At 42.0% G+C, this 20,168-nt stretch carries 18 protein-coding genes and 2 rRNA genes (1 of these 20 only partly in view); all 20 read right to left on the reverse strand.

Annotated features, from left to right (window positions below; translation table 11 throughout):
* Positions 1–1,006 (reverse strand): 23S ribosomal RNA (locus NSQ61_RS15390) (it extends 1,926 nt beyond the left edge of the window).
* A gap of 138 nt (positions 1,007–1,144) precedes the next feature.
* Positions 1,145–2,698: ribosomal RNA gene (locus NSQ61_RS15395) — 16S ribosomal RNA — on the reverse strand.
* The 16S and 23S rRNA genes sit together here, the layout of an rRNA operon.
* A 296-nt stretch (positions 2,699–2,994) precedes the next feature.
* Positions 2,995–4,497 (reverse strand): lysine--tRNA ligase, encoded by a 1,503-nt coding sequence (gene lysS, locus NSQ61_RS15400; protein ID WP_066247262.1) that lies wholly within the window; start codon positions 4,495–4,497, stop codon positions 2,995–2,997.
* Positions 4,498–4,585: 88 nt separating this feature from the next.
* The gene (dusB, locus tag NSQ61_RS15405) at positions 4,586–5,578 is read right to left on the reverse strand and encodes a tRNA dihydrouridine synthase DusB (RefSeq protein WP_063387552.1); all 993 of its coding nucleotides are present in this window, start codon (positions 5,576–5,578) and stop codon (positions 4,586–4,588) included.
* Between the two features lie 15 nt (positions 5,579–5,593).
* Positions 5,594–5,809, reverse strand: a complete 216-nt coding sequence (locus NSQ61_RS15410; RefSeq protein WP_063387553.1) for a helix-turn-helix domain-containing protein — start codon at positions 5,807–5,809, stop codon at positions 5,594–5,596.
* Positions 5,761–6,288, reverse strand: a complete 528-nt coding sequence (gene folK / locus NSQ61_RS15415; RefSeq protein ID WP_066247258.1) for a 2-amino-4-hydroxy-6-hydroxymethyldihydropteridine diphosphokinase — start codon at positions 6,286–6,288, stop codon at positions 5,761–5,763. The genes NSQ61_RS15410 and folK overlap by 49 nt, the downstream gene beginning before the upstream one ends.
* Positions 6,285–6,647, reverse strand: a complete 363-nt coding sequence (gene folB, locus NSQ61_RS15420; protein WP_063387603.1) for a dihydroneopterin aldolase — start codon at positions 6,645–6,647, stop codon at positions 6,285–6,287. The genes folK and folB overlap by 4 nt, the downstream gene beginning before the upstream one ends.
* Positions 6,643–7,491 carry a dihydropteroate synthase gene (gene folP, locus NSQ61_RS15425; RefSeq protein ID WP_063387555.1) on the reverse strand — a complete coding sequence of 283 codons (849 nt, stop codon included), beginning with the start codon at positions 7,489–7,491 and terminating at the stop codon, positions 6,643–6,645. Before folP ends, folB begins: the two co-directional genes overlap by 5 nt.
* Complete coding sequence (gene pabC, locus NSQ61_RS15430) at positions 7,482–8,360, reverse strand: aminodeoxychorismate lyase (protein ID WP_066247256.1); 879 nt, start codon at positions 8,358–8,360, stop codon at positions 7,482–7,484. The genes folP and pabC overlap by 10 nt, the downstream gene beginning before the upstream one ends.
* A gap of 2 nt (positions 8,361–8,362) precedes the next feature.
* Complete coding sequence (pabA, locus tag NSQ61_RS15435; RefSeq protein ID WP_339198231.1) at positions 8,363–8,950, reverse strand: aminodeoxychorismate/anthranilate synthase component II; 588 nt, start codon at positions 8,948–8,950, stop codon at positions 8,363–8,365.
* Complete coding sequence (gene pabB / locus NSQ61_RS15440; RefSeq protein ID WP_327856097.1) at positions 8,947–10,377, reverse strand: aminodeoxychorismate synthase component I; 1,431 nt, start codon at positions 10,375–10,377, stop codon at positions 8,947–8,949. Before pabB ends, pabA begins: the two co-directional genes overlap by 4 nt.
* Before the next feature lie 142 nt (positions 10,378–10,519).
* Complete coding sequence (gene cysK / locus NSQ61_RS15445; protein WP_066247248.1) at positions 10,520–11,449, reverse strand: cysteine synthase A; 930 nt, start codon at positions 11,447–11,449, stop codon at positions 10,520–10,522.
* A gap of 85 nt (positions 11,450–11,534) precedes the next feature.
* Positions 11,535–12,416 carry a peptidylprolyl isomerase gene (locus tag NSQ61_RS15450; protein ID WP_144598267.1) on the reverse strand — a complete coding sequence of 294 codons (882 nt, stop codon included), beginning with the start codon at positions 12,414–12,416 and terminating at the stop codon, positions 11,535–11,537.
* Between the two features lie 22 nt (positions 12,417–12,438).
* Complete coding sequence (gene hslO / locus NSQ61_RS15455; protein ID WP_066247243.1) at positions 12,439–13,323, reverse strand: Hsp33 family molecular chaperone HslO; 885 nt, start codon at positions 13,321–13,323, stop codon at positions 12,439–12,441.
* 7 nt (positions 13,324–13,330) lie between these two features.
* Positions 13,331–14,104 carry a type III pantothenate kinase gene (locus tag NSQ61_RS15460; protein ID WP_063387562.1) on the reverse strand — a complete coding sequence of 258 codons (774 nt, stop codon included), beginning with the start codon at positions 14,102–14,104 and terminating at the stop codon, positions 13,331–13,333.
* Positions 14,105–14,231: 127 nt separating this feature from the next.
* Positions 14,232–16,193, reverse strand: a complete 1,962-nt coding sequence (ftsH, locus tag NSQ61_RS15465) for an ATP-dependent zinc metalloprotease FtsH (RefSeq protein ID WP_066247240.1) — start codon at positions 16,191–16,193, stop codon at positions 14,232–14,234.
* Positions 16,194–16,286: 93 nt separating this feature from the next.
* On the reverse strand, positions 16,287–16,829 hold the full coding sequence (hpt, locus tag NSQ61_RS15470) for a hypoxanthine phosphoribosyltransferase (RefSeq protein ID WP_066247237.1): 543 nt from the start codon (positions 16,827–16,829) through the stop codon (positions 16,287–16,289).
* Positions 16,830–16,849: 20 nt separating this feature from the next.
* The gene (gene tilS, locus NSQ61_RS15475; RefSeq protein ID WP_340808141.1) at positions 16,850–18,226 is read right to left on the reverse strand and encodes a tRNA lysidine(34) synthetase TilS; all 1,377 of its coding nucleotides are present in this window, start codon (positions 18,224–18,226) and stop codon (positions 16,850–16,852) included.
* Positions 18,227–18,433: 207 nt separating this feature from the next.
* Complete coding sequence (locus NSQ61_RS15480; protein WP_340807490.1) at positions 18,434–19,408, reverse strand: protein kinase domain-containing protein; 975 nt, start codon at positions 19,406–19,408, stop codon at positions 18,434–18,436.
* Positions 19,377–20,108: a vWA domain-containing protein gene (locus NSQ61_RS15485; RefSeq protein ID WP_066247229.1), complete on the reverse strand. Its 732-nt coding sequence runs from the start codon at positions 20,106–20,108 to the stop codon at positions 19,377–19,379. Before NSQ61_RS15485 ends, NSQ61_RS15480 begins: the two co-directional genes overlap by 32 nt.
* Positions 20,109–20,168 lie beyond the last annotated feature (60 nt).

Below are 20,168 nucleotides of genomic sequence, written 5' to 3' on the forward strand. Positions count from 1 at the left end.
TCTTATCACTCGCAGTCTGACTCCCAAGGATAAGTCATTGGCATTCGGAGTTTGACTGAATTCGGTAACCCGATGGGGGCCCCTCGTCCAATCAGTGCTCTACCTCCAAGACTCTTCCCTTGAGGCTAGCCCTAAAGCTATTTCGGAGAGAACCAGCTATCTCCAAGTTCGATTGGCATTTCACCCCTACCCACACCTCATCCCCGCACTTTTCAACGTGCGTGGGTTCGGGCCTCCAGCAAGTGTTACCTTGCCTTCACCCTGGACATGGGTAGATCACCTGGTTTCGGGTCTGCGACCTCGTACTATTTCGCCCTCTTCAGACTCGCTTTCGCTGCGGCTCCGCCTTTCGGCTTAACCTTGCACGAAATCGCAACTCGCCGGTTCATTCTACAAAAGGCACGCCATCACCCGTTAATGGGCTCTGACTACTTGTAGGCACACGGTTTCAGGTTCTCTTTCACTCCCCTCCCGGGGTGCTTTTCACCTTTCCCTCACGGTACTGGTTCACTATCGGTCACTAGGGAGTATTTAGCCTTGGGAGATGGTCCTCCCTGCTTCCGACGGGATTTCACGTGTCCCGCCGTACTCAGGATCCACTCGGGAGGGAACGGAGTTTCGACTACAGGGTTGTTACCTTCTCTGACGGGCCTTTCCAGACCTCTTCGTCTACCCCGTTCCTTTGTCACTCCTTAATCGAGTGTCCTACAACCCCAAGAGGCACGCCTCTTGGTTTGGGCTGTTCCCGTTTCGCTCGCCGCTACTCAGGGAATCGCTGTTGCTTTCTCTTCCTCCGGGTACTTAGATGTTTCAGTTCCCCGGGTTGCCCTCCATACCCTATGGATTCAGGTATGGATACTGCCCCATTACGGGCAGTGGGTTCCCCCATTCGGACATCTCCGGATCGACGCTTACTTACAGCTCCCCGAAGCATTTCGGTGTTTGTCCCGTCCTTCATCGGCTCCTAGTGCCAAGGCATCCACCGTGCGCCCTTTCTAACTTAACCGTTTCTTCCTAACATGAGCGATCTATTCGTGAATGTCTTTCCGTTATCCAGTTTTCAAAGAACAATCAAGAAGGATATGATCCTTCAAAACTAAACAAAACGGAAAAGCGCACCCTATTTCAATGTATATATCCTTAGAAAGGAGGTGATCCAGCCGCACCTTCCGATACGGCTACCTTGTTACGACTTCACCCCAATCATTTGTCCCACCTTCGGCGGCTGGCTCCCGTAAGGGTTACCCCACCGACTTCGGGTGTTACAAACTCTCGTGGTGTGACGGGCGGTGTGTACAAGACCCGGGAACGTATTCACCGCGGCATGCTGATCCGCGATTACTAGCGATTCCGGCTTCATGCAGGCGAGTTGCAGCCTGCAATCCGAACTGAGAGTGGTTTTTTGGGATTCGCTCCACCTCGCGGTTTCGCTGCCCTTTGTACCACCCATTGTAGCACGTGTGTAGCCCAGGTCATAAGGGGCATGATGATTTGACGTCATCCCCACCTTCCTCCGACTTTTAGCCGGCAGTCACCTTAGAGTGCCCAACTGAATGCTGGCAACTAAGGTCAAGGGTTGCGCTCGTTGCGGGACTTAACCCAACATCTCACGACACGAGCTGACGACAACCATGCACCACCTGTCACCCTGTCCCCGAAAGGGGAACGCCCTATCTCTAGGGTTGTCAGGGGATGTCAAGACCTGGTAAGGTTCTTCGCGTTGCTTCGAATTAAACCACATGCTCCACCGCTTGTGCGGGTCCCCGTCAATTCCTTTGAGTTTCAGCCTTGCGGCCGTACTCCCCAGGCGGAGTGCTTAATGCGTTTGCTGCAGCACTAAAGGGTGGATACCCTCTAACACTTAGCACTCATCGTTTACGGCGTGGACTACCAGGGTATCTAATCCTGTTCGCTCCCCACGCTTTCGCGCCTCAGCGTCAGTTACAGGCCAGAGAGCCGCCTTCGCCACTGGTGTTCCTCCACATCTCTACGCATTTCACCGCTACACGTGGAATTCCGCTCCCCTCTCCTGCACTCAAGTTCCCCAGTTTCCAATGGCCGCTCGCGGTTGAGCCGCGAGATTTCACATCAGACTTAAGGAACCGCCTGCGCGCGCTTTACGCCCAATAATTCCGGACAACGCTTGCCACCTACGTATTACCGCGGCTGCTGGCACGTAGTTAGCCGTGGCTTCCTCGTCAGGTACCGTCAAGGTACCGCCCTGTTCGAACGGTACTTGTTCTTCCCTGACAACAGAGCTTTACGATCCGAAGACCTTCTTCGCTCACGCGGCGTTGCTCCGTCAGACTTTCGTCCATTGCGGAAGATTCCCTACTGCTGCCTCCCGTAGGAGTCTGGGCCGTGTCTCAGTCCCAGTGTGGCCGGTCACCCTCTCAGGTCGGCTACGCATCGTCGCCTTGGTGAGCCGTTACCTCACCAACTAGCTAATGCGCCGCGGGCCCATCCTGCAGTGACAGCTAAAAGCCGCCTTTCAACCGAAAACCATGCGGTTTTCGGTGTTATCCGGTATTAGCTCCGGTTTCCCGAAGTTATCCCAGTCTGCAGGGCAGGTTGCCCACGTGTTACTCACCCGTCCGCCGCTAACCTAAAGGAGCAAGCTCCCTTCGGTCCGCTCGACTTGCATGTATTAGGCACGCCGCCAGCGTTCGTCCTGAGCCAGGATCAAACTCTCCAAAAAAAGTTTGTCACCAAATGCTCTTGTCAGAATCAACAGGCACGCTTTTCGTTTTGTTCAGTTTTCAAAGATCATGTTGAAAAAAAGACGACTTTTTTATAATATCCTTAAATTTTTATTTTGTCAACAGATTTTTTTATCATTGCATCATTGGTCATCAATAAGGACGGGTATTAATATAACACCATTTTCATAACAAATCAATAGTTTTGCATAAAAAAATTTATTTTATATAAAAAAATTATTCAATTTCCAGCAGGAAGACAAAAGGGAGACAGCCGTCTCCCTTTTGAAAATCATCATTTGTTTCTCATCTGCGGGAATAAAAGAACATCGCGAATAGACGGAGAATTGGTTAAAAGCATGACTAATCTGTCAATGCCAATGCCAAGCCCACCTGTTGGAGGCATGCCATATTCAAGAGCTTCAATGAAATCTTCGTCCATCATATGCGCCTCGTCATTTCCCTGCTCTCTTTCTTTTAATTGAGCTTCAAAGCGTTCACGTTGATCAATAGGATCGTTTAATTCCGTAAAGGCATTTGCATGCTCGCGGCCGACAATAAACAATTCAAAGCGATCTGTGAATCTTGGATCCGCTTCATTCTTTTTGGCGAGCGGAGAAATTTCAACAGGGTGACCGTAAATAAATGTCGGCTGAATTAGTTTATCCTCGACTTTTTGCTCGAAGAACTCATTGACAATATGGCCGTATTGCATATTTTCGTTAATTTCTACTCCGTGTTCTTTAGCTAATGCCCGCGCTTCTTCGGTAGATGTAACATTCCAAAAATCAACATTTGTATATTCTTTAATCGCATCTACCATGTGAAGTCTCTTCCATTTTGGCTTCAAGTCCACTTTATATTCATCGTATTGGATTGTCGTTGTACCTAATACTTCTTGTGCAATATGAGCAATCATATTTTCTGTCAATTCCATAATATCATGGAAATCTGCATATGCCTCGTACAGTTCGAGCATGGTAAACTCGGGATTATGTCTTGTTGAAACGCCTTCGTTGCGGAAAACGCGGCCGATTTCATAAACTTTTTCTAAACCGCCGACAATCAGCCTTTTCAAATGAAGCTCAATAGCAATTCTCATGTACAAAGGCATATCCAAAGCATTATGATGAGTGATAAACGGACGTGCTGCCGCTCCTCCAGCAATGGAGTGCATCATTGGTGTTTCTACTTCCAAATACCCGTGACTGTCTAAATAACGGCGCATGGATTGGATGATTTTGCTTCTTGTTATAAATGTGTTTTTGCTGTCAGGGTTCATAATAAGATCTAAATAACGCTGGCGGTAGCGCTGTTCAATATCTTTAAGGCCATGGTATTTATCAGGAAGAGGGCGCAAAGCTTTCGTGAGCAGCACAAATTCCGTTGCTTTTACCGAGAGCTCGCCTACTTTTGTTTTAAAAACCGTTCCCTTCACGCCAATAAGATCACCTAAGTCAGCCATATCAAAAATTTCATACTGATCCTCGCCGACGCTGTCCTTCCGAACATAAATTTGAATTTGGCCCGACAAATCTTGGATATGGGCGAAACCTGCTTTCCCTTTTCCACGTTTTGTCATAATTCTGCCAGCTATAGAAACAAAAATATTTTTTTCCTCAAGTTCTTCCTTTGTAAACTCGCCGTACTGCTCTTTTAGTTCAATCGCCTGATGCGAGCGTTCAAATTTTTTTCCGAAAGGGTCGATTCCTTTATCTTTTAATGCATGAAGCTTTTCCCTGCGAACCTGCAATTGATCATTCAACTCTTCTTGGTTATGCAAACCTTCTTTGCTCATACGTATCCACTCCAATAATCTTAAAATTTAACATAGAAAACTGCCAGATTACTGGCAGCCGTCAAAGTATAAGAGAAAGCAGATGTCTTTATGCGGATTGACGCTCTTTCTCTTCCACTTCACTTGCAAAACGTTCAAGAAGGGAGACCAGTTCTTCTTTTGTTTCACAGTTATTAATAGCATTTCTCACTTTTGCATTGCCTCGAATACCTTTTAAATACCAAGCGGCATGTTTACGCATCTCTCTAACAGCGATGTGCTCACCTTTTAAATTGATTAAACGTTCTAAATGCAGTTTGCATACATCAATCTTTTCCCGAACTGTCGGCTCTTCAATTAATTCTCCCGTTTCTAAATATTTAACAGTGCGATAGATCATCCATGGGTTGCCTAATGCAGCACGGCCGATCATAACCCCGTCTGCACCCGTCTCGTCCAGCATTCTCTTTGCATCTTGAGGGGTTTTGACATCCCCGTTGCCAATCACCGGAATATTCACAGCCTGCTTAACTTCTCTAATAATGTCCCAGTTGGCTTCTCCCTCATACATTTGAACACGGGTCCGTCCATGCAATGCAACAGCCTTTCCCCCTGCCCGCTCAACGGCTTGGGCATTTTCCACCGCATAAATATGTTCTTCATCCCAACCCATGCGCATTTTGACAGTTACCGGTTTTTTCACTGCATCCACAACAGCGGCAACCATGTCATAAATTTTATTGGGATCAAGAAGCCATTTTGCTCCGGCATCACATTTCGTAATTTTCGGTACAGGACAGCCCATGTTAATATCGATGATATCTGCTGTTGTATTGTTATCGACAAATTTTGCCGCTTCCACTAATGTTTCTTTTTCACCGCCAAAAATTTGCAAGCTTAATGGTTTTTCCCGTTCATCAATATAGAGCATGTCCATTGTTTTCGCATTTTTATATAAAATGGCTTTATCGCTGACCATTTCAGCACAAACTAAACCCGCTCCAAATTCTTTGACCGTCAGCCGAAAAGCCGAATTGCATACGCCGGCCATCGGAGCAAGCACAACACGGTTTTTCAATTGAATATCTCCTATTTTAAACAATTTCACCTGCCTCCTTTATTTTTCAGTATCCTCAGGCATCAGCTCGTTCACGCTTACATTCAGCTTAGCAGCAATAATTTCTACTAATTCCTTGCTGGGAAGTCTGTTGCCCCTTTCAACTTCACCAAGAACCGATACAGAAACGCCTAAGTCTTTTGCAAGGCTTTCTTGTGTATAGCCTTTTAGCTTTCTAAAAGCGCGAATCCTTCTTCCCCATTTTTCTGCTTCCATATTCGCACTCCTTTTTTATCTTTTAATTGATCTATTAAAACCAGTAAAGAACGATGCTGATTAGGCCATTGTACATCTTGATCAATTTCAAACAAAGGAATCAATACGAAAGATCGTTCAAACATTCTCGGATGAGGTATGGTAAGCTGTTCTGTTTCAATATTTTCGTTATTATATAATAAAATGTCAAGGTCTATCGTTCTAGGCCCCCATTTAACTTCCCTTGATCTTCCTAAATCATATTCGATTTTTTGCGTAAATGCCAGCAGCTCATACGGCGTGAAATTCGTCGCGATTTTAATGACCATGTTCAAAAACAATTCTTGGTCAATATAACCAACCGGATCGGTTTCATAAATAGAAGACATTTTGATAACCTCAACATCTGGATGCCTGTTCAATTGATTGATGCTTTCTTCCAAATAATATTCCCGATCGCCGATATTCGATCCTAAAGAAATATATGCATAGTTTTTCATGTTCTTCCCCTTTTGATTTCTACTGCTACAGACTTGTAATGACCCGGGATTGGCGGATCCGGCTTTACCACTTTTACTGTGCAATACAAAACAGTCGAAAACTCTTTTAACAGTTCAGATGCTAAATTTTCTGCAACGGCTTCAATAAGCTTATAGGGCTTGCCTTCCACAATTTCCTTGCAAACCGTGTACACTTTCGCATAATTCACTGTATCATCTAGTTCATCCGTTTTTCCTGCTTGCTTTAGATCCGTCTCTAAAATAACATCAACTCGAAATCGCTGTCCAAGTTTATTCTCTTCAGGATAAACGCCATGATAGCCCCAAAACTCCATTCCCGTTACATAGATCTTATCAATCGTGATCGCGCCCCTTTCCGAGCATCGCATCCATCATTTTCACCATCCGCGCAATCGGTTTAACGTCATGAACCCGAACGAATTGACAGCCCTTTTGCACTCCTAAGCATACGGTAGCCGCTGTGCCTTCCATACGCTCCTCTACCGGTAGATCGAGAACTCGTCCGATAAATCTTTTTCTCGACGTACCCAGCAAAACAGGGAAACCAAGGTTTGTAAATTCCTCCAGATGACGCATGACGTAGAGATTATCTTCAAAAGTTTTGGCAAAACCGATTCCTGGATCAAGGATGATTTGTTCGTCCCGAACGCCTGCTTTTTTGGCGATCTCGACACTTTCCATTAAATCGGAAATCATGTCTTTAATCAGATCGTTATACCCTTCTTTTTCTCGATTGTGCATTAGAATGATTGGGACGTTATATTCTGCTGCCACGCGAGCGATGTCCGGCTCCTTTTTCGCCCCCCAAACATCATTGATGATGGTTGCTCCAGCTTCCACCGCTTTTTTTGCCACATTCGCTTTGTACGTATCAATGGAAATAGGAACATGAATTTCTTTTGATAATTTTTCAATGACTGGAAGAACTCTGGCCAGCTCCTCCTCTTCTGAAACGGGTTCATGGCCCGGACGGGTTGATTCACCCCCGACATCAATGATATCGGCGCCATTTTCCACCATTTCTTTTGCATGCTTTAAAGCTTTCTCGATATCATTAAATTTTCCGCCGTCCGAAAAAGAATCAGGCGTAACGTTTAATATTCCCATTACTTGGGTTTTATCTTCGTAGTGTAATTGATACGGTCCGCACTGTAATATTTTTTCTTTCTCTATTACACCCATTGTTCATCACCCACTTCAAATTCAGATCTTGTCAAAATATGCTGCCGCACCTTCTTATAAATGGTGATTAATCGATTGGTCAAAATTCCCTGTTCACCTGCAAATGCAGTCTGACCAATATGTGTAATTGGGACAATCTCCTGCAAGGAATTTGTGATAAAAGCTTCTTGTGCAGATAACAGATGATCCAATGGATACAATCCTTCTTCATAAGGGATGCGATGTTTTTCAAGGATGGTTAACACGAACTGTCTAGTAATTCCGTTTAATATTCCTGTGCTGACAGCCGGTGTATAGACGGTGTTGTTTTTTACCCAAAAAATGTTGGAAACAATCCCTTCTGCGACATATCCTGAATGTGTTAAAAATATACCTTCCGTTTTCGGATGATCTCCAATTTCTCTCTTTGCCAGCACATTATTTAAAAAATGGTGCGATTTTATGCGAAATGATCCTTCCGGCGTGTTTCGCCGAACCGAAAGAATGACCCCCTGTTTTGTCAATCTTTCCGGCAAATTTAACTCTTTTATAAAAAAGATTAACACCGGATTTTTATAAGGAGCCGCCGACAACCCCAGCTCCTCTGCACCCGCTGAAACATTTATCCGGATATATGCATTATTTAAATGATTTAATTCAAGCAGTCTTTTAATAATTTGTTCTGCTTCCGAGTAAGAAAGAGAAAAATCTATGCCAAGCTCGCGAACCGCTGCATTTAAGCGATCGATATGATCATACAGTAAAAATGGATGACCGTTATAAGTCCTTAATGTTTCAAAAGCGCCGATTCCGTATAAAAATCCATGATCGAACGGAGAAATATGCAGCTCATCCTGCTTTTTATATTCACCATTTACATATAAGTACACTTTTATACACTCTTTTCTTCCGTACGATAATAGGAAAGGAAATGCTTTAACATCAGTTTTCCATGTTCAGTCATAATTGATTCCGGATGAAACTGCACGCCTTCAACCTGCAAAGATTTATGGCGGATTCCCATAATCTCTCCGTCATTCGTCCATGCTGAAATTTCAAAGCAATCCGGAAGCGTTTCTTTTTTGACAATTAAAGAGTGGTACCTTGTAGCGGTGAACGGGTTGTCTAAGCCGTCGAAAATAGTTTTTCCGTCATGATAAATTTGCGATGTTTTCCCGTGCATTAATTTGTCTGCGCGAACAACATCCCCACCGAACACTTGAGCTATTGATTGATGACCTAAGCATACGCCAAAAATCGGAATTTTCCCTGCGAAATACTTAATTGCCTCCATGCTGATCCCCGCCTCATTCGGCGTACACGGACCGGGAGAAATCATCAAATAGGCTGGATTGAGCTGTTCAATTTCCTCAATCGTAATTTCATCATTTCGTCTGACAACAAGCTCTTCGCCGAGCTCACCAAGGTATTGGACTAAATTGTACGTAAAAGAATCATAGTTATCAATCATTAAAATCATCTCTTCTCACCTCTAACTAACTTATTCTCATCTTCGCTCAAATCTTTTGCTTTCCATAACGCTTTTGCTTTTTTCAAACACTCTTTATATTCATATTCTGCAACAGAATCAATGACGATTCCAGCACCTGCTTGCACATAACCCCAACCGTTTTTAGCCAGTAGCGTCCGTATTACAATATTAAATTCTAAATCTCCATTAAAGCCGAGCCAGCCGATCGAACCAGTATATAACCCTCTTCTAGTCGGCTCCAGCTCTTCAATTATTTCCATTGTTCGAACCTTCGGCGCTCCCGTGATTGTGCCGCCCGGAAATACAGCACGCATAATGTCGTAAAATCCTTTTCCTTCTTGCAGCTCGCCGCGAACATTTGACACGATATGAATGACATGTGAATATTTCTCAATAGCCATCAGTTCGTTAACTTCAACACTGCCATATTTACATACCCGCCCTAGATCATTTCGTTCTAAATCTACAAGCATGATATGTTCTGCACGTTCTTTTTCATTGGTGATTAATTCCTCAGAAAGCTGGCGGTCTTCTTCATCGCTTCTTCCTCTTGATCTCGTTCCAGCAATCGGACGGGTATTCAGTACATTTCCCCTCTTTTTTATGAGCAGCTCTGGAGATCCACTGGCAATTTGAAACTCAGGAGTATGAATATAGGCCATATATGGGGATGGGTTAATTTTCCGTAATGCTTTATAAATTTCAAACGGATGCGTCGAAAGCGGTTTTGCTTGTCTGACGGATAAGTTGACTTGAAATACATCACCGCTTGCAATATAATCCTTTACTCTTTCAACAGCTTTTTTAAACGGCTGTTCCATAAACATTATCGGCTCATAGCTGAGATCAGCTGAATTCGTATAGCTGAAAATCGTTTCCTCACTTTGCTTACACCATAAAGCTTTCATTTCTTCCAGCCGCTTTTGTGCAGCATCTTTTTCCCCATGTTTATGATACGTTATCAGCCAAAGTGTTTTTTCAGTATGATCAAAAACGGCGATATCTTGAAAAACGATAAAATAAATGTCGGGCACGTGTAAATCGTCCACAGCTATATTGGGTAATTTTTCGAAATAACGAACTGCATCATAGCTAATAAAGCCGATAGCGCCTCCTTGAAAGTCGGGAAGGGAAGGATCGCTTTCACATTTAAACTGTTTCATCCATCCTTCAAAGAGCAAGAGCGGATTTCCTTCCTTTACTTCTTTTTTGTTCCCGCTATAGATCGTAATTGCCCCGTTTTTTCCTTGTATGACGGCAAAAGGGTTTAAACCAGCTATGCTGTAGCGGCCGCCTCTTCCGCTTTCGAGAAGAGCGTAATGTTGTTGTTGTTTTGCCAGCGTTTCAAAGCGATTGAAAAATCGTTCTTTTTCAAAAGGTATTTGGACTGCCAGCAGTTTTCTCACAAATTCCATCGTTCACTCTCCTTCACCCATAAACTTATTTTACAACAAGAAGGAGAGCTTGGCATCAACAGTATTATTTTTCCCCTTCACATAAAATCCAAAAGGCTGCCGACAAAATTCGTCGACAGCCTTTAAACTATTATTCATTCTATTATTCTTCGTCAAACTTATATAATGGAGTACTTAAATATCTTTCTCCATTACTTGGGATGACTGCTAGTACCTTTTTGCCTTTTCCTAGCTCTTTCGCCACTTTCAATGCAGAGAAAATGGCAGCACCTGAAGAAATTCCGCCTAATACTCCTTCTTCTCTCGCAGCTTTTCTAGCGGTTTCAAAAGCTTGCTCAGTTGTAACAGTAATGACTTCATCATAAATCTCTGTATTTAAAATATCCGGAACAAATCCTGCTCCAATACCTTGAATTTTATGCGGACCTGGTTTTCCGCCCGATAATACAGGTGAATCAGCCGGCTCAACAGCATAAATTTTTATGTTCGGATATTTTTCTCTTAATACTTGACCAGCACCAGTAATCGTACCTCCAGTACCGATTCCGGCGACAAATGCATCCAATTGATCACCCATTTGCTCAACGATTTCCGGGCCAGTTGTTAAACGGTGAATTTCTACATTTGCACGGTTTTTAAATTGCTGCGGCATGAAATAGCCGTGTTTTTCCGCAAGCTCTTCTGCTTTTTTAATAGCCCCTTTCATGCCTTCTGGACCAGGAGTTAAAACAAGCTCTGCTCCATATGCACGCAATAAATTACGGCGCTCTAAACTCATTGTTTCTGGCATAACTAAAATAGCATGTAAACCTTTTGCAGCTGCCACCATTGCTAAACCGATCCCTGTGTTTCCGCTTGTCGGTTCGATAATTGTGTCTCCTGGTTTTAGTTTGCCTTCTTTTTCTGCCGCTTCAATCATTGCTAATGCAATACGGTCCTTTACACTTGATCCAGGGTTAAAAAATTCAAGCTTTAAATAAACGTCTGCACTGTCCTCTTCTACAATTTTTCCCAATTTTACAACAGGAGTCTTTCCAATTAGATCTAATATAGAGTTTGCAACAACTGCCATCTTATACACCTCTATTTCCGAGTAATTATATTGGTTTTATTGAAAATAATATACCAATAAATTTATGAATTGTCAATCTTTTTCTTCATTTTTCATAAAACCATGTTACGCCGATGTCATCCCACAACTGCTTTGCTGATACATTTCCTTCCATCTGTTCCAAAGCGATTTGCCTGCGAATCTGATCCTTTACTTCGTCAAACTCCAGCTGTTCTCCTTTTATTTTCTCATGCAAAAATATAATCGCATATCCTCTTTCCAGCGGTATTGGGTCCGACCACTCATTGACCTTCATTGTTTTAGCTTGTTCAATATATTCCGGCGGTACATCGCTGGAACCTTCGGAAACATAACCGAGGTCTCCGCCTTCCTTCGCCGTCAACTGATCCTTGGACCGTTCAGCTGCAATCCCTTCAAAGCTTGATCCGCCTTTTAATTCATTTATAATTTGTTGGACTTCTTTTTTTGAATCAACCACGATATGGGAAAGATGATACGTGTCATTCATAATATATTGATGTTTATTTTCTTCATAAAATTTCTTCAATTCATTCTCACTAATGTTGACATCTTTCGTTAAAAGCTCTTCTAATAAAATACTATAGCGAATTTGTTTTCTCAGTTCTTTGTCGTTAAGCACGCTATCGCCGTATGATTGAGACGATATTTTATACATTTGTATTTCACGTTCAACTGTTTTTTCATCTACATCAATATGATTCTTTTTTGCAAGCTCGTCCACAACTTGAATATTGATCATTTCCTCAAGTGTTGTTTTCCCAAATCGTTTTTCCAGTTCATTTAACCATTCCTGCCTCGTAATGCGGCTATCGCCGATTTTGGCAACAATTTCATCATTTTTCTCTTTTTGCGCTTCTCTTGTATAAGCACTTACCAAAAAGGCAATCGTCACGCAGTTCGTTAATACAAGACTGAAAATTATGACCAAAAGCGCTTTTTTACTCATTCCTCCAGCTCCCTGCCATAAGCTATTTTCTAGATGCCGCTTCTTTTAATTCCTGCAACTCTTCTTTTGAAAACACATATATCTCATTACAGAAATGGCATTGAGCTTCAGCTTTTTCATCCTCATCGATGATTTGTTGAATTTCCTCTTCTCCTAGACTAATAATGGCATTTGCAAACCTATCTTTAGAACAGCTGCAGTGGAAGCTGACAGGCATGCGATCGATCACTTTCATATTCCCTTCGCCCAGAACACCTTCCAATATTTCTTCAGGAGTCAGCCCTTTTTGAATTTGCTTAGAGATCGGCTCTATTGTTTTTAACCGCGTCTCAATTTCCGTAATGATTGATTCTTCAGTTCCCGGCATAAGCTGAATAATAAATCCGCCAGCAGCCAGAACAGAGTTATCAGGATTGACTAAAACTCCCACTCCTACTGAAGACGGGACTTGCTCTGACGTCACTAAATAATAGGCAAAATCTTCTCCCAGCTCCCCGGAAATAATAGGGACTTTACCGGAAAAATGCTCCCTTAATCCTAAATCCTTAACAATCGACAATGTACCGTTTTTCCCGACTGCGCGGGCTACATCCAGTTTTCCATGTTTATTTAATTCAAAATGGGTCTTAGGATTGGATACATAACCTCTCACTTGACCTTTTGAATTACTGTCAATAACAATGGCTCCTATTGGACCGCCGCCTTCTATTTTTATCGTCAGCTTCTCATCACCTTTCAGCATCGAACTCATCATCACGCCGGCTGTCATTGCTCTTCCAAGAGCAGCGGTAGCAGTCGGCCATGTTTGGTGGCGACGTTGAGCTTCACTCACTGTATCAGTCGTCTTCACTGCATATGCACGCACTCCTCCGTCATAGGCCAAAGATTTGACTAAATAATCGTTCATTTGTTTCCTACTCCCTTCCGAGATTTCGTTCGTAAATTAACCGCAAGCCTGTTAATGTTAACAATGGATCAACGATTTCGATCATGTCAGATTCATTGGCGATTAACCCAGCTAGACCGCCTGTTGCAATAACTTTCGGTTCTTTTTTAGCTTGCGCTTTCATCCTTCTAACAATTCCTTCTACTTGGCCAACATAGCCGAATAAAATTCCTGATTGCATGGCGGCTACTGTATTTTTCCCAATAATATGATCGGGTTTGGCGATTTCGATTCTAGGAAGCTTCGCGGCTTTTGAGTATAAAGCTTCGGTGGAAATGTTAATCCCTGGTGCAATGGCACCGCCTTCATATTGTCCTTTTTCATTAATGTAGCAATAAGTTGTTGCTGTGCCGAAATCAACAATAATAAGCGGACAGCCATATAAATGAACACCGGCAACTGCATTGACGATCCTGTCCGCCCCAACTTCACGCGGATTATCGTACTTTATATTAAGGCCTGTTTTAATTCCTGGGCCGACAATAAGCGGATCTACATGAAAATATTTCTCGCACATTTTTTCCATGGCATACATAATCGGTGGAACGACAGAAGAAATAATGATTCCCGTTATGTCCGAAAATTTTAATCCTACGTATTCAAACAATGATTTAAACATCATTCCGTATTCATCTTCGGTTTTATGTCGATTGGTTTCAATTCGCCAATGGTAAAGCAATTGTTCTTTTTCGTATACTCCAATCACGGTGTTTGTATTCCCAACATCTAAAGCTAAAATCATGTCCATCACCTTTTCCCTTCGTTCAAACATTCCCTCATCATCATATCACATATTGATCGCAGTAGGCTGCTATCGGGCACGAAGGCAATAGAAAACCGCCAACTTTGATAGTTGACGGCTTTATTACTTATTCTTCTTTAAGCTCCGGTTTGATAGAGGGAGCCTCATCTTTCTTTGTCTGAATATTGACTTTTACAGCTTCATCTTTTTGGTTGTTCTCTTCTTTTTTCACATTTTCTGAAGCTGCTTTTTGTTCAGACTTATCAGGCAATGAACCGTGTTCCACCAGATGTTTAATTTGTTCTGCATCAAGTGTTTCCACTTCTAATAACGTTTTTGCAATTAGTTCAAGTTTATCGCGATTTTCTGTCAAAATTCGTTTTGCTTTTTCATAACATTCTTTAATGATGCGCTGAATTTCTAAGTCAATTTCATAAGCAATCGCATCACTATAATTTTGCTCACTTTGGATGTCACGCCCTAAAAAGACCTGGCCTTGAGAGCTTCCAAATTGCAATGGACCCAATTTTTCTGACATTCCAAATTCTGTAACCATTCTGCGCGCAATATTTGTCGCACGCTGGAAGTCGTTGTGGGCACCGGTGCTAACTTCACCGAAAACAATTTCTTCCGCAACCCGACCGCCAAGCAATCCTGTTATTTTGTCAAGGAGCTCAGGTTTTGTCATGAAATAGCGGTCTTCTTTTGGCAGCATGACAGCATATCCTCCAGCTTGACCCCGAGGAACAATCGTTACTTTATGCACCATTTCCGCCTCATCTAAAACGAGACCGATAACGGTATGTCCGCCTTCATGATAGGCAACAATACGGCGCTCCTTTTCCGAAATAACCCTGCTTTTTTTCGCAGGTCCTGCAATTACACGATCGGTTGCCTCATCTATATCCGCCATATCGATTTTCTTTTTATTTTGGCGAGCAGCAACGAGAGCAGCCTCATTCAATAGGTTTTCCAAGTCAGCTCCAGAAAAGCCCGGCGTTCTCATCGCAATGTTCCGCAAATTCACCGATTCATCCAACGGTTTATTGCGTGCATGTACTTTGAGCACTGCTTCGCGCCCCTTCACATCCGGACGATCAACCGTAATTTGACGGTCAAATCGACCAGGGCGGAGAAGGGCTGGGTCTAAAATATCCGGACGGTTTGTCGCCGCAATAATAATGATTCCTTCGTTGGAGCTAAATCCATCCATCTCAACGAGAAGCTGATTTAACGTTTGTTCACGTTCATCGTGACCGCCGCCTAATCCCGCTCCTCTTTGGCGTCCAACAGCATCAATTTCATCAATAAAAATGATACATGGGGCATTTTTCTTAGCCGTCTCAAACAAATCCCGAACACGAGAAGCACCTACACCGACAAACATCTCAACAAAATCAGATCCGCTTATGGAGAAAAACGGCACACCTGCTTCTCCAGCCACCGCGCGGGCCAGCAATGTTTTACCAGTTCCCGGAGGGCCTACTAAAAGGACTCCTTTCGGTATGCGCGCTCCAAGTTCAGAAAACTTGCGGGGATCCTTTAAAAATTCAACAACTTCCACTAGTTCAGCCTTTTCCTCATCGGCTCCTGCAACATCTTTAAATTTTACTTTTTTCTTGTCGTCGTTATACAGCTTTGCCTTGCTCTTCCCGAAGTTCATAACTCGGCTTCCGCCGCCTTGAGCCTGATTGAGCACAAAGAAGAACAAAATAAAGATTATAATAAATGGGATGAGGGATGTGAAAAATTGCACCCATCCGTTTGTATCATCTGCTGGGGACCATTTAACTTCCGTTTGATTTTTTGAAGCAGCCGTATTGATGAGGTTTAATGCGTCATCGCCTGATAAATAGGTGATAAAGTATTGATTTTCTTCATATCCCTTCAGCTGTCCTCTGACTTCATATACTCCTCTTACTGGTTTTAACGTTATATTTTCAACATCTCCGTTTTCCAAATTGGAGATGAAGGTACTATATGTCATTTGTTCAGTTTTTTGGTTACCGCCCTGAAAAAAATTCACAACGCCGATAACCACTAAAAAAATCAGCAAATAAAATATGGTGTTTCGGAAAATCCGATTCATTCCTTACCTCCTCCCACAATGAAACAAACTATATTCAATAGTATCATAGAAAATCATCCCAGCACAACTGATACGCTATCCTTTCAACGATCATTATTTATTTTGATAAACTTCAGGCTTTAATATCCCTATAAACGGAAGATTGCGGTATTTTTCCGCATAGTCCAGACCATAACCGACAACGAACGCATCCGGAACTTCAAAACATACATAATCTGCCTCAATATTTGCCTTTCGCCCACTCGGTTTGTCCAAAAGGGTTACAATTTTAACGGATGCTGCTTTCCGATACCGGAAAAGATCGACTAAATAGCTTAATGTCAATCCGCTATCGATTATATCTTCAATGATTAAAAGATCCCGGCCTTCGACGGAAGTGTCTAAATCCTTAATTATTTTCACCTCACCCGATGAAACGGTTTTGTTTCCATAACTGGAAACGTCCATAAAATCAATTTCCAAATATGTATTAATATGCTTTATTAAATCCGCCATAAACGGCATAGCGCCTTTTAAAACCCCGATAGCGAGGGGAAACTTATTTTTATATTCCTCCGTTAATATCGCCCCTAATTCTTTCACTTTTTCTTTGATTTCTTCTTCTGAAATTAAGACTTTTTCAATATCCTCGATCATTTTCTTTCCTCCTGATGAGATCACTGCTCTTTATATTGTAATACAATATAAGATTCATTGGTAATGCTAATTTCCTCTAAATTTGATTTTTTTACAAGCGGAATCCATATGATTTGGCCGTTGCCATTTTCAACGATTGGGAGAAGGTTGCGCTCTTCCCTCGGTATTTTTTTATCAATAAAAATATCTTTTACCTTTTTCGTACCGTTCATGCCTTTAATTGTCATTTTGTCTCCTTTTTTTCTGCTCCGAATAATTAAAGGCGGAACGTACCATTTTTTTGGAAGATAGAAAACGTCATCACCTTTATACGAAGGAATCCCAAAAAAGGTTTCAGTAAAAAATATTTTCCCGTTCGGCAAATGTAATTTTCCCGGTACCGGTACCGTGTAGCAGAAAGATTCACTATTTGGAGATTGAAACGTAAAGGTGCATTCATCATAAGATTTTATGACTTTGAGCCCCATAGGCAAATGAAGCATCCCCGAAGGGTGCGCTTTCATCAAAAATCCGTTTACATTTTCAATATGAACAGCCGAGAAGGAGCCGCTTTTTATCAGATCATTCAATATTTGATAAACCGCTCTCCTTTTGATCGGATCAGGAAGCTTTTTATATTCTTGTTTATGAATAGTAACGGAAGAATTCGTTTTTCTTATCACTACTTTATTTAATTTTTCCTTCGTTAATTCCTCCAAAAATCGCTCATCATCCAAAAAGACCTCACTGAAATATTGAAAATGTTCATGCAGCCTTTTGTTCTCCTTTTTCAAAAACGGCAAAACATATTTGCGAAACCTGTTCCGTGTATACGTATCTTTTTCATTGCTTGGATCAAATCGGGGCGCCAGCTGAAATTCTTCACAATACTTTAAAATTTCTTCCTTTGTTGCGGCTAAAAAGGGGCGTATGATTCTCCCTCTGCCGAAAGGCCGTATGACAGGAATTCCCGCTAGTCCCTTCCCTATTGTTCCGCGAACAAGATTCATTAAAATCGTTTCAATTTGGTCATCTCCATGATGAGCTAGAGCCAAAGCATCCGCCTGAAGCTGATCCATCAACTCTAAGAAAAATTGGTAGCGGCATTCTCTAGCAGCCTGCTGGGCATTCAACCGGTGTTTCTCAGCATAACGGGCCGCATTGATTTGCTTAGCGTAACAAGGTATGTTTAATTCCCGGCAAAAATTGATGACAAATTCCATCTCTTTTTGTGATTCTATGCCTCGGAACATATGATCAACATGTGCTGCTATAACAGTGATGCCATATTGATCTTTAAATGTATTTAAAAAATGTAGAAGTGCCAGTGAATCCGGGCCGCCGGACACACCTACTATGACCGTACTATTTTTTTGGAGCAATTGATGTTTTTCAATAAACGCACATACATTTTGAATCAAAGACCGTCACATCCAATATTTCTCTAGTTATCTTTATCCTATCATTATTTGCCTGCCTTCTGCAAAGACAAAGCCTTTTGCATTTTACTGTTATTTTCCTAAAAGGGAAGCAGTTCAGATCGGACATTTTTTGAAATAGTCGGGGCACTCGCGGAAGCATGAGAAGGGGGAAAAGCACTGCCGCTTTAAACAAGCAGCAGCCATTTACAGAAGTGTCGCAAAAATATATAAAGAATATAGAAATGCTAGGCAAACCATAATCACCAATGTTTCGATCAGCCCTTTGCTTTTCTTTTTCTTTCTTTTTCGATTGTTAGCTGTCCTTTTCGGTTTAGATTGTGCTTGTACATTTCTCTTTCTTTGCAAATTAGCGTTTGAAACATGATGCAAAAGATCCTGCTTCATTTCCAAAGCGGATGAATAGGAGCCAAATAAAGCTTTCGTCAACACTTGTTTTCTTTCGTTTAAAAAAGGATGGGAGTTAATGATTTGTATCAATTGCTCCTTACTGTTTCCTTTTTTTGAAAAGCGTTTTTGAAAAACAGCATTGATAATAATCATACCTACTGCAAAAAGATCATATTTCGGTTCAGCTTTTCTCGTCCCCAATTCCCAGTATCCCCTGTCAAAAAACTCTGTAAATTCTTTAATGGATCTTCCGTTTATCGTTGTGCCACCTACATCAATACAGCGAATTTTAGGAGGAGGTCCTGTAACAATTAGATTGTCAGGCTTTAAATCACCAAAAACCCAGCCTGACTGATGAAGCTCCTCCAAATTGGACAAAAGCTGCAAGATTAGCACGTCAATCCAAATCGCACCATTATTTTTAATAAACTGGATAAAATGTTCACCTTTAACATACTCCATAACATAAAACGGAAGCATCTTTCCGCTAGCTGTGTTAAACCAATCGTCCACATCGATCAAAGAAGGCCCAAGGCACGAACCTTGGACCTTGGCCAGTCTCTTTAACACGTTTACTTCTGAAGTGATTCCCATGCTATTTTCACTTATTTTTAATGCTGCATACCCTTTACTGGATTCAATAAGGTAAACCGACCCTGTTGCTCCGCACCCCAGCATTTTTAATATCCGATACGTGTTTCCATGCCATTTTCCTTTAATAATGGTACCGGGAAGAACTTTACATGCTTTGTTCATCGAGGTATTCATCATCGAGCATTCCCCTCAATGAGCGTTTTTGTTTAAAATGTTGTATAGCTCCTTTTATCGCCGGACCAGTTGGTGTCAATCCTTCTGTCGTTAATTTCGGAAAAATGGTTGATAAAGAATCCAGTTTCGGAGTCCAATCCAATAAAATTTCTGTTTCTGATCTTTTCCCAGGAAATATAAACAGCGAATATTGATTATTGCCTATTCTTGAATTTAGGCTAATGGATAAATCAAAAAGCGCTTCTTTTACCGTTGGAAGCTTTGGCCCCATGCTTGCACTCGTATCTACGAGAATTAAAATTTCTAAATTGACCGTTTCACCAAGCTCTTCCACAACCTCCATAACTTCACCACGCTGTTCAGGCGGCAGCTCTTCAATAGAAGTTGATTTTCCTAAAATATGCTTTAATTCACGATTAACAACTCCCTGCAATGTTTGTGTCATCGCTTTTCTAGTGACCATCTGTACTGTTTGTGAAAGCTGATGGGCATAAACTACCTGGCTCACTCCTCCCCCTGCCTCAGCAATTCCTTCTATTTCCTGCATTGCATCTTGATCTATCACATTCTCTTCTAAAATCCCAATTACGTTGACAGTAATCCCATGCTCCTTAGCTAAAGCCGCCATAGCAATTGGATCTTCACCATGATTTGAGCATCCGTCAGTTAACAACAAAATTTGTTTTAATGTCCCTTTTCTCATTTTTCCTCCTCCTGGTCAATGATTTATTACCATCCTCACCAGAAGGAAAACGTTTTATAC

The organism is Aeribacillus sp. FSL K6-1121 (genome assembly GCF_038003725.1).
GTDB lineage: Bacteria > Bacillota > Bacilli > Bacillales > Aeribacillaceae > Aeribacillus > Aeribacillus composti.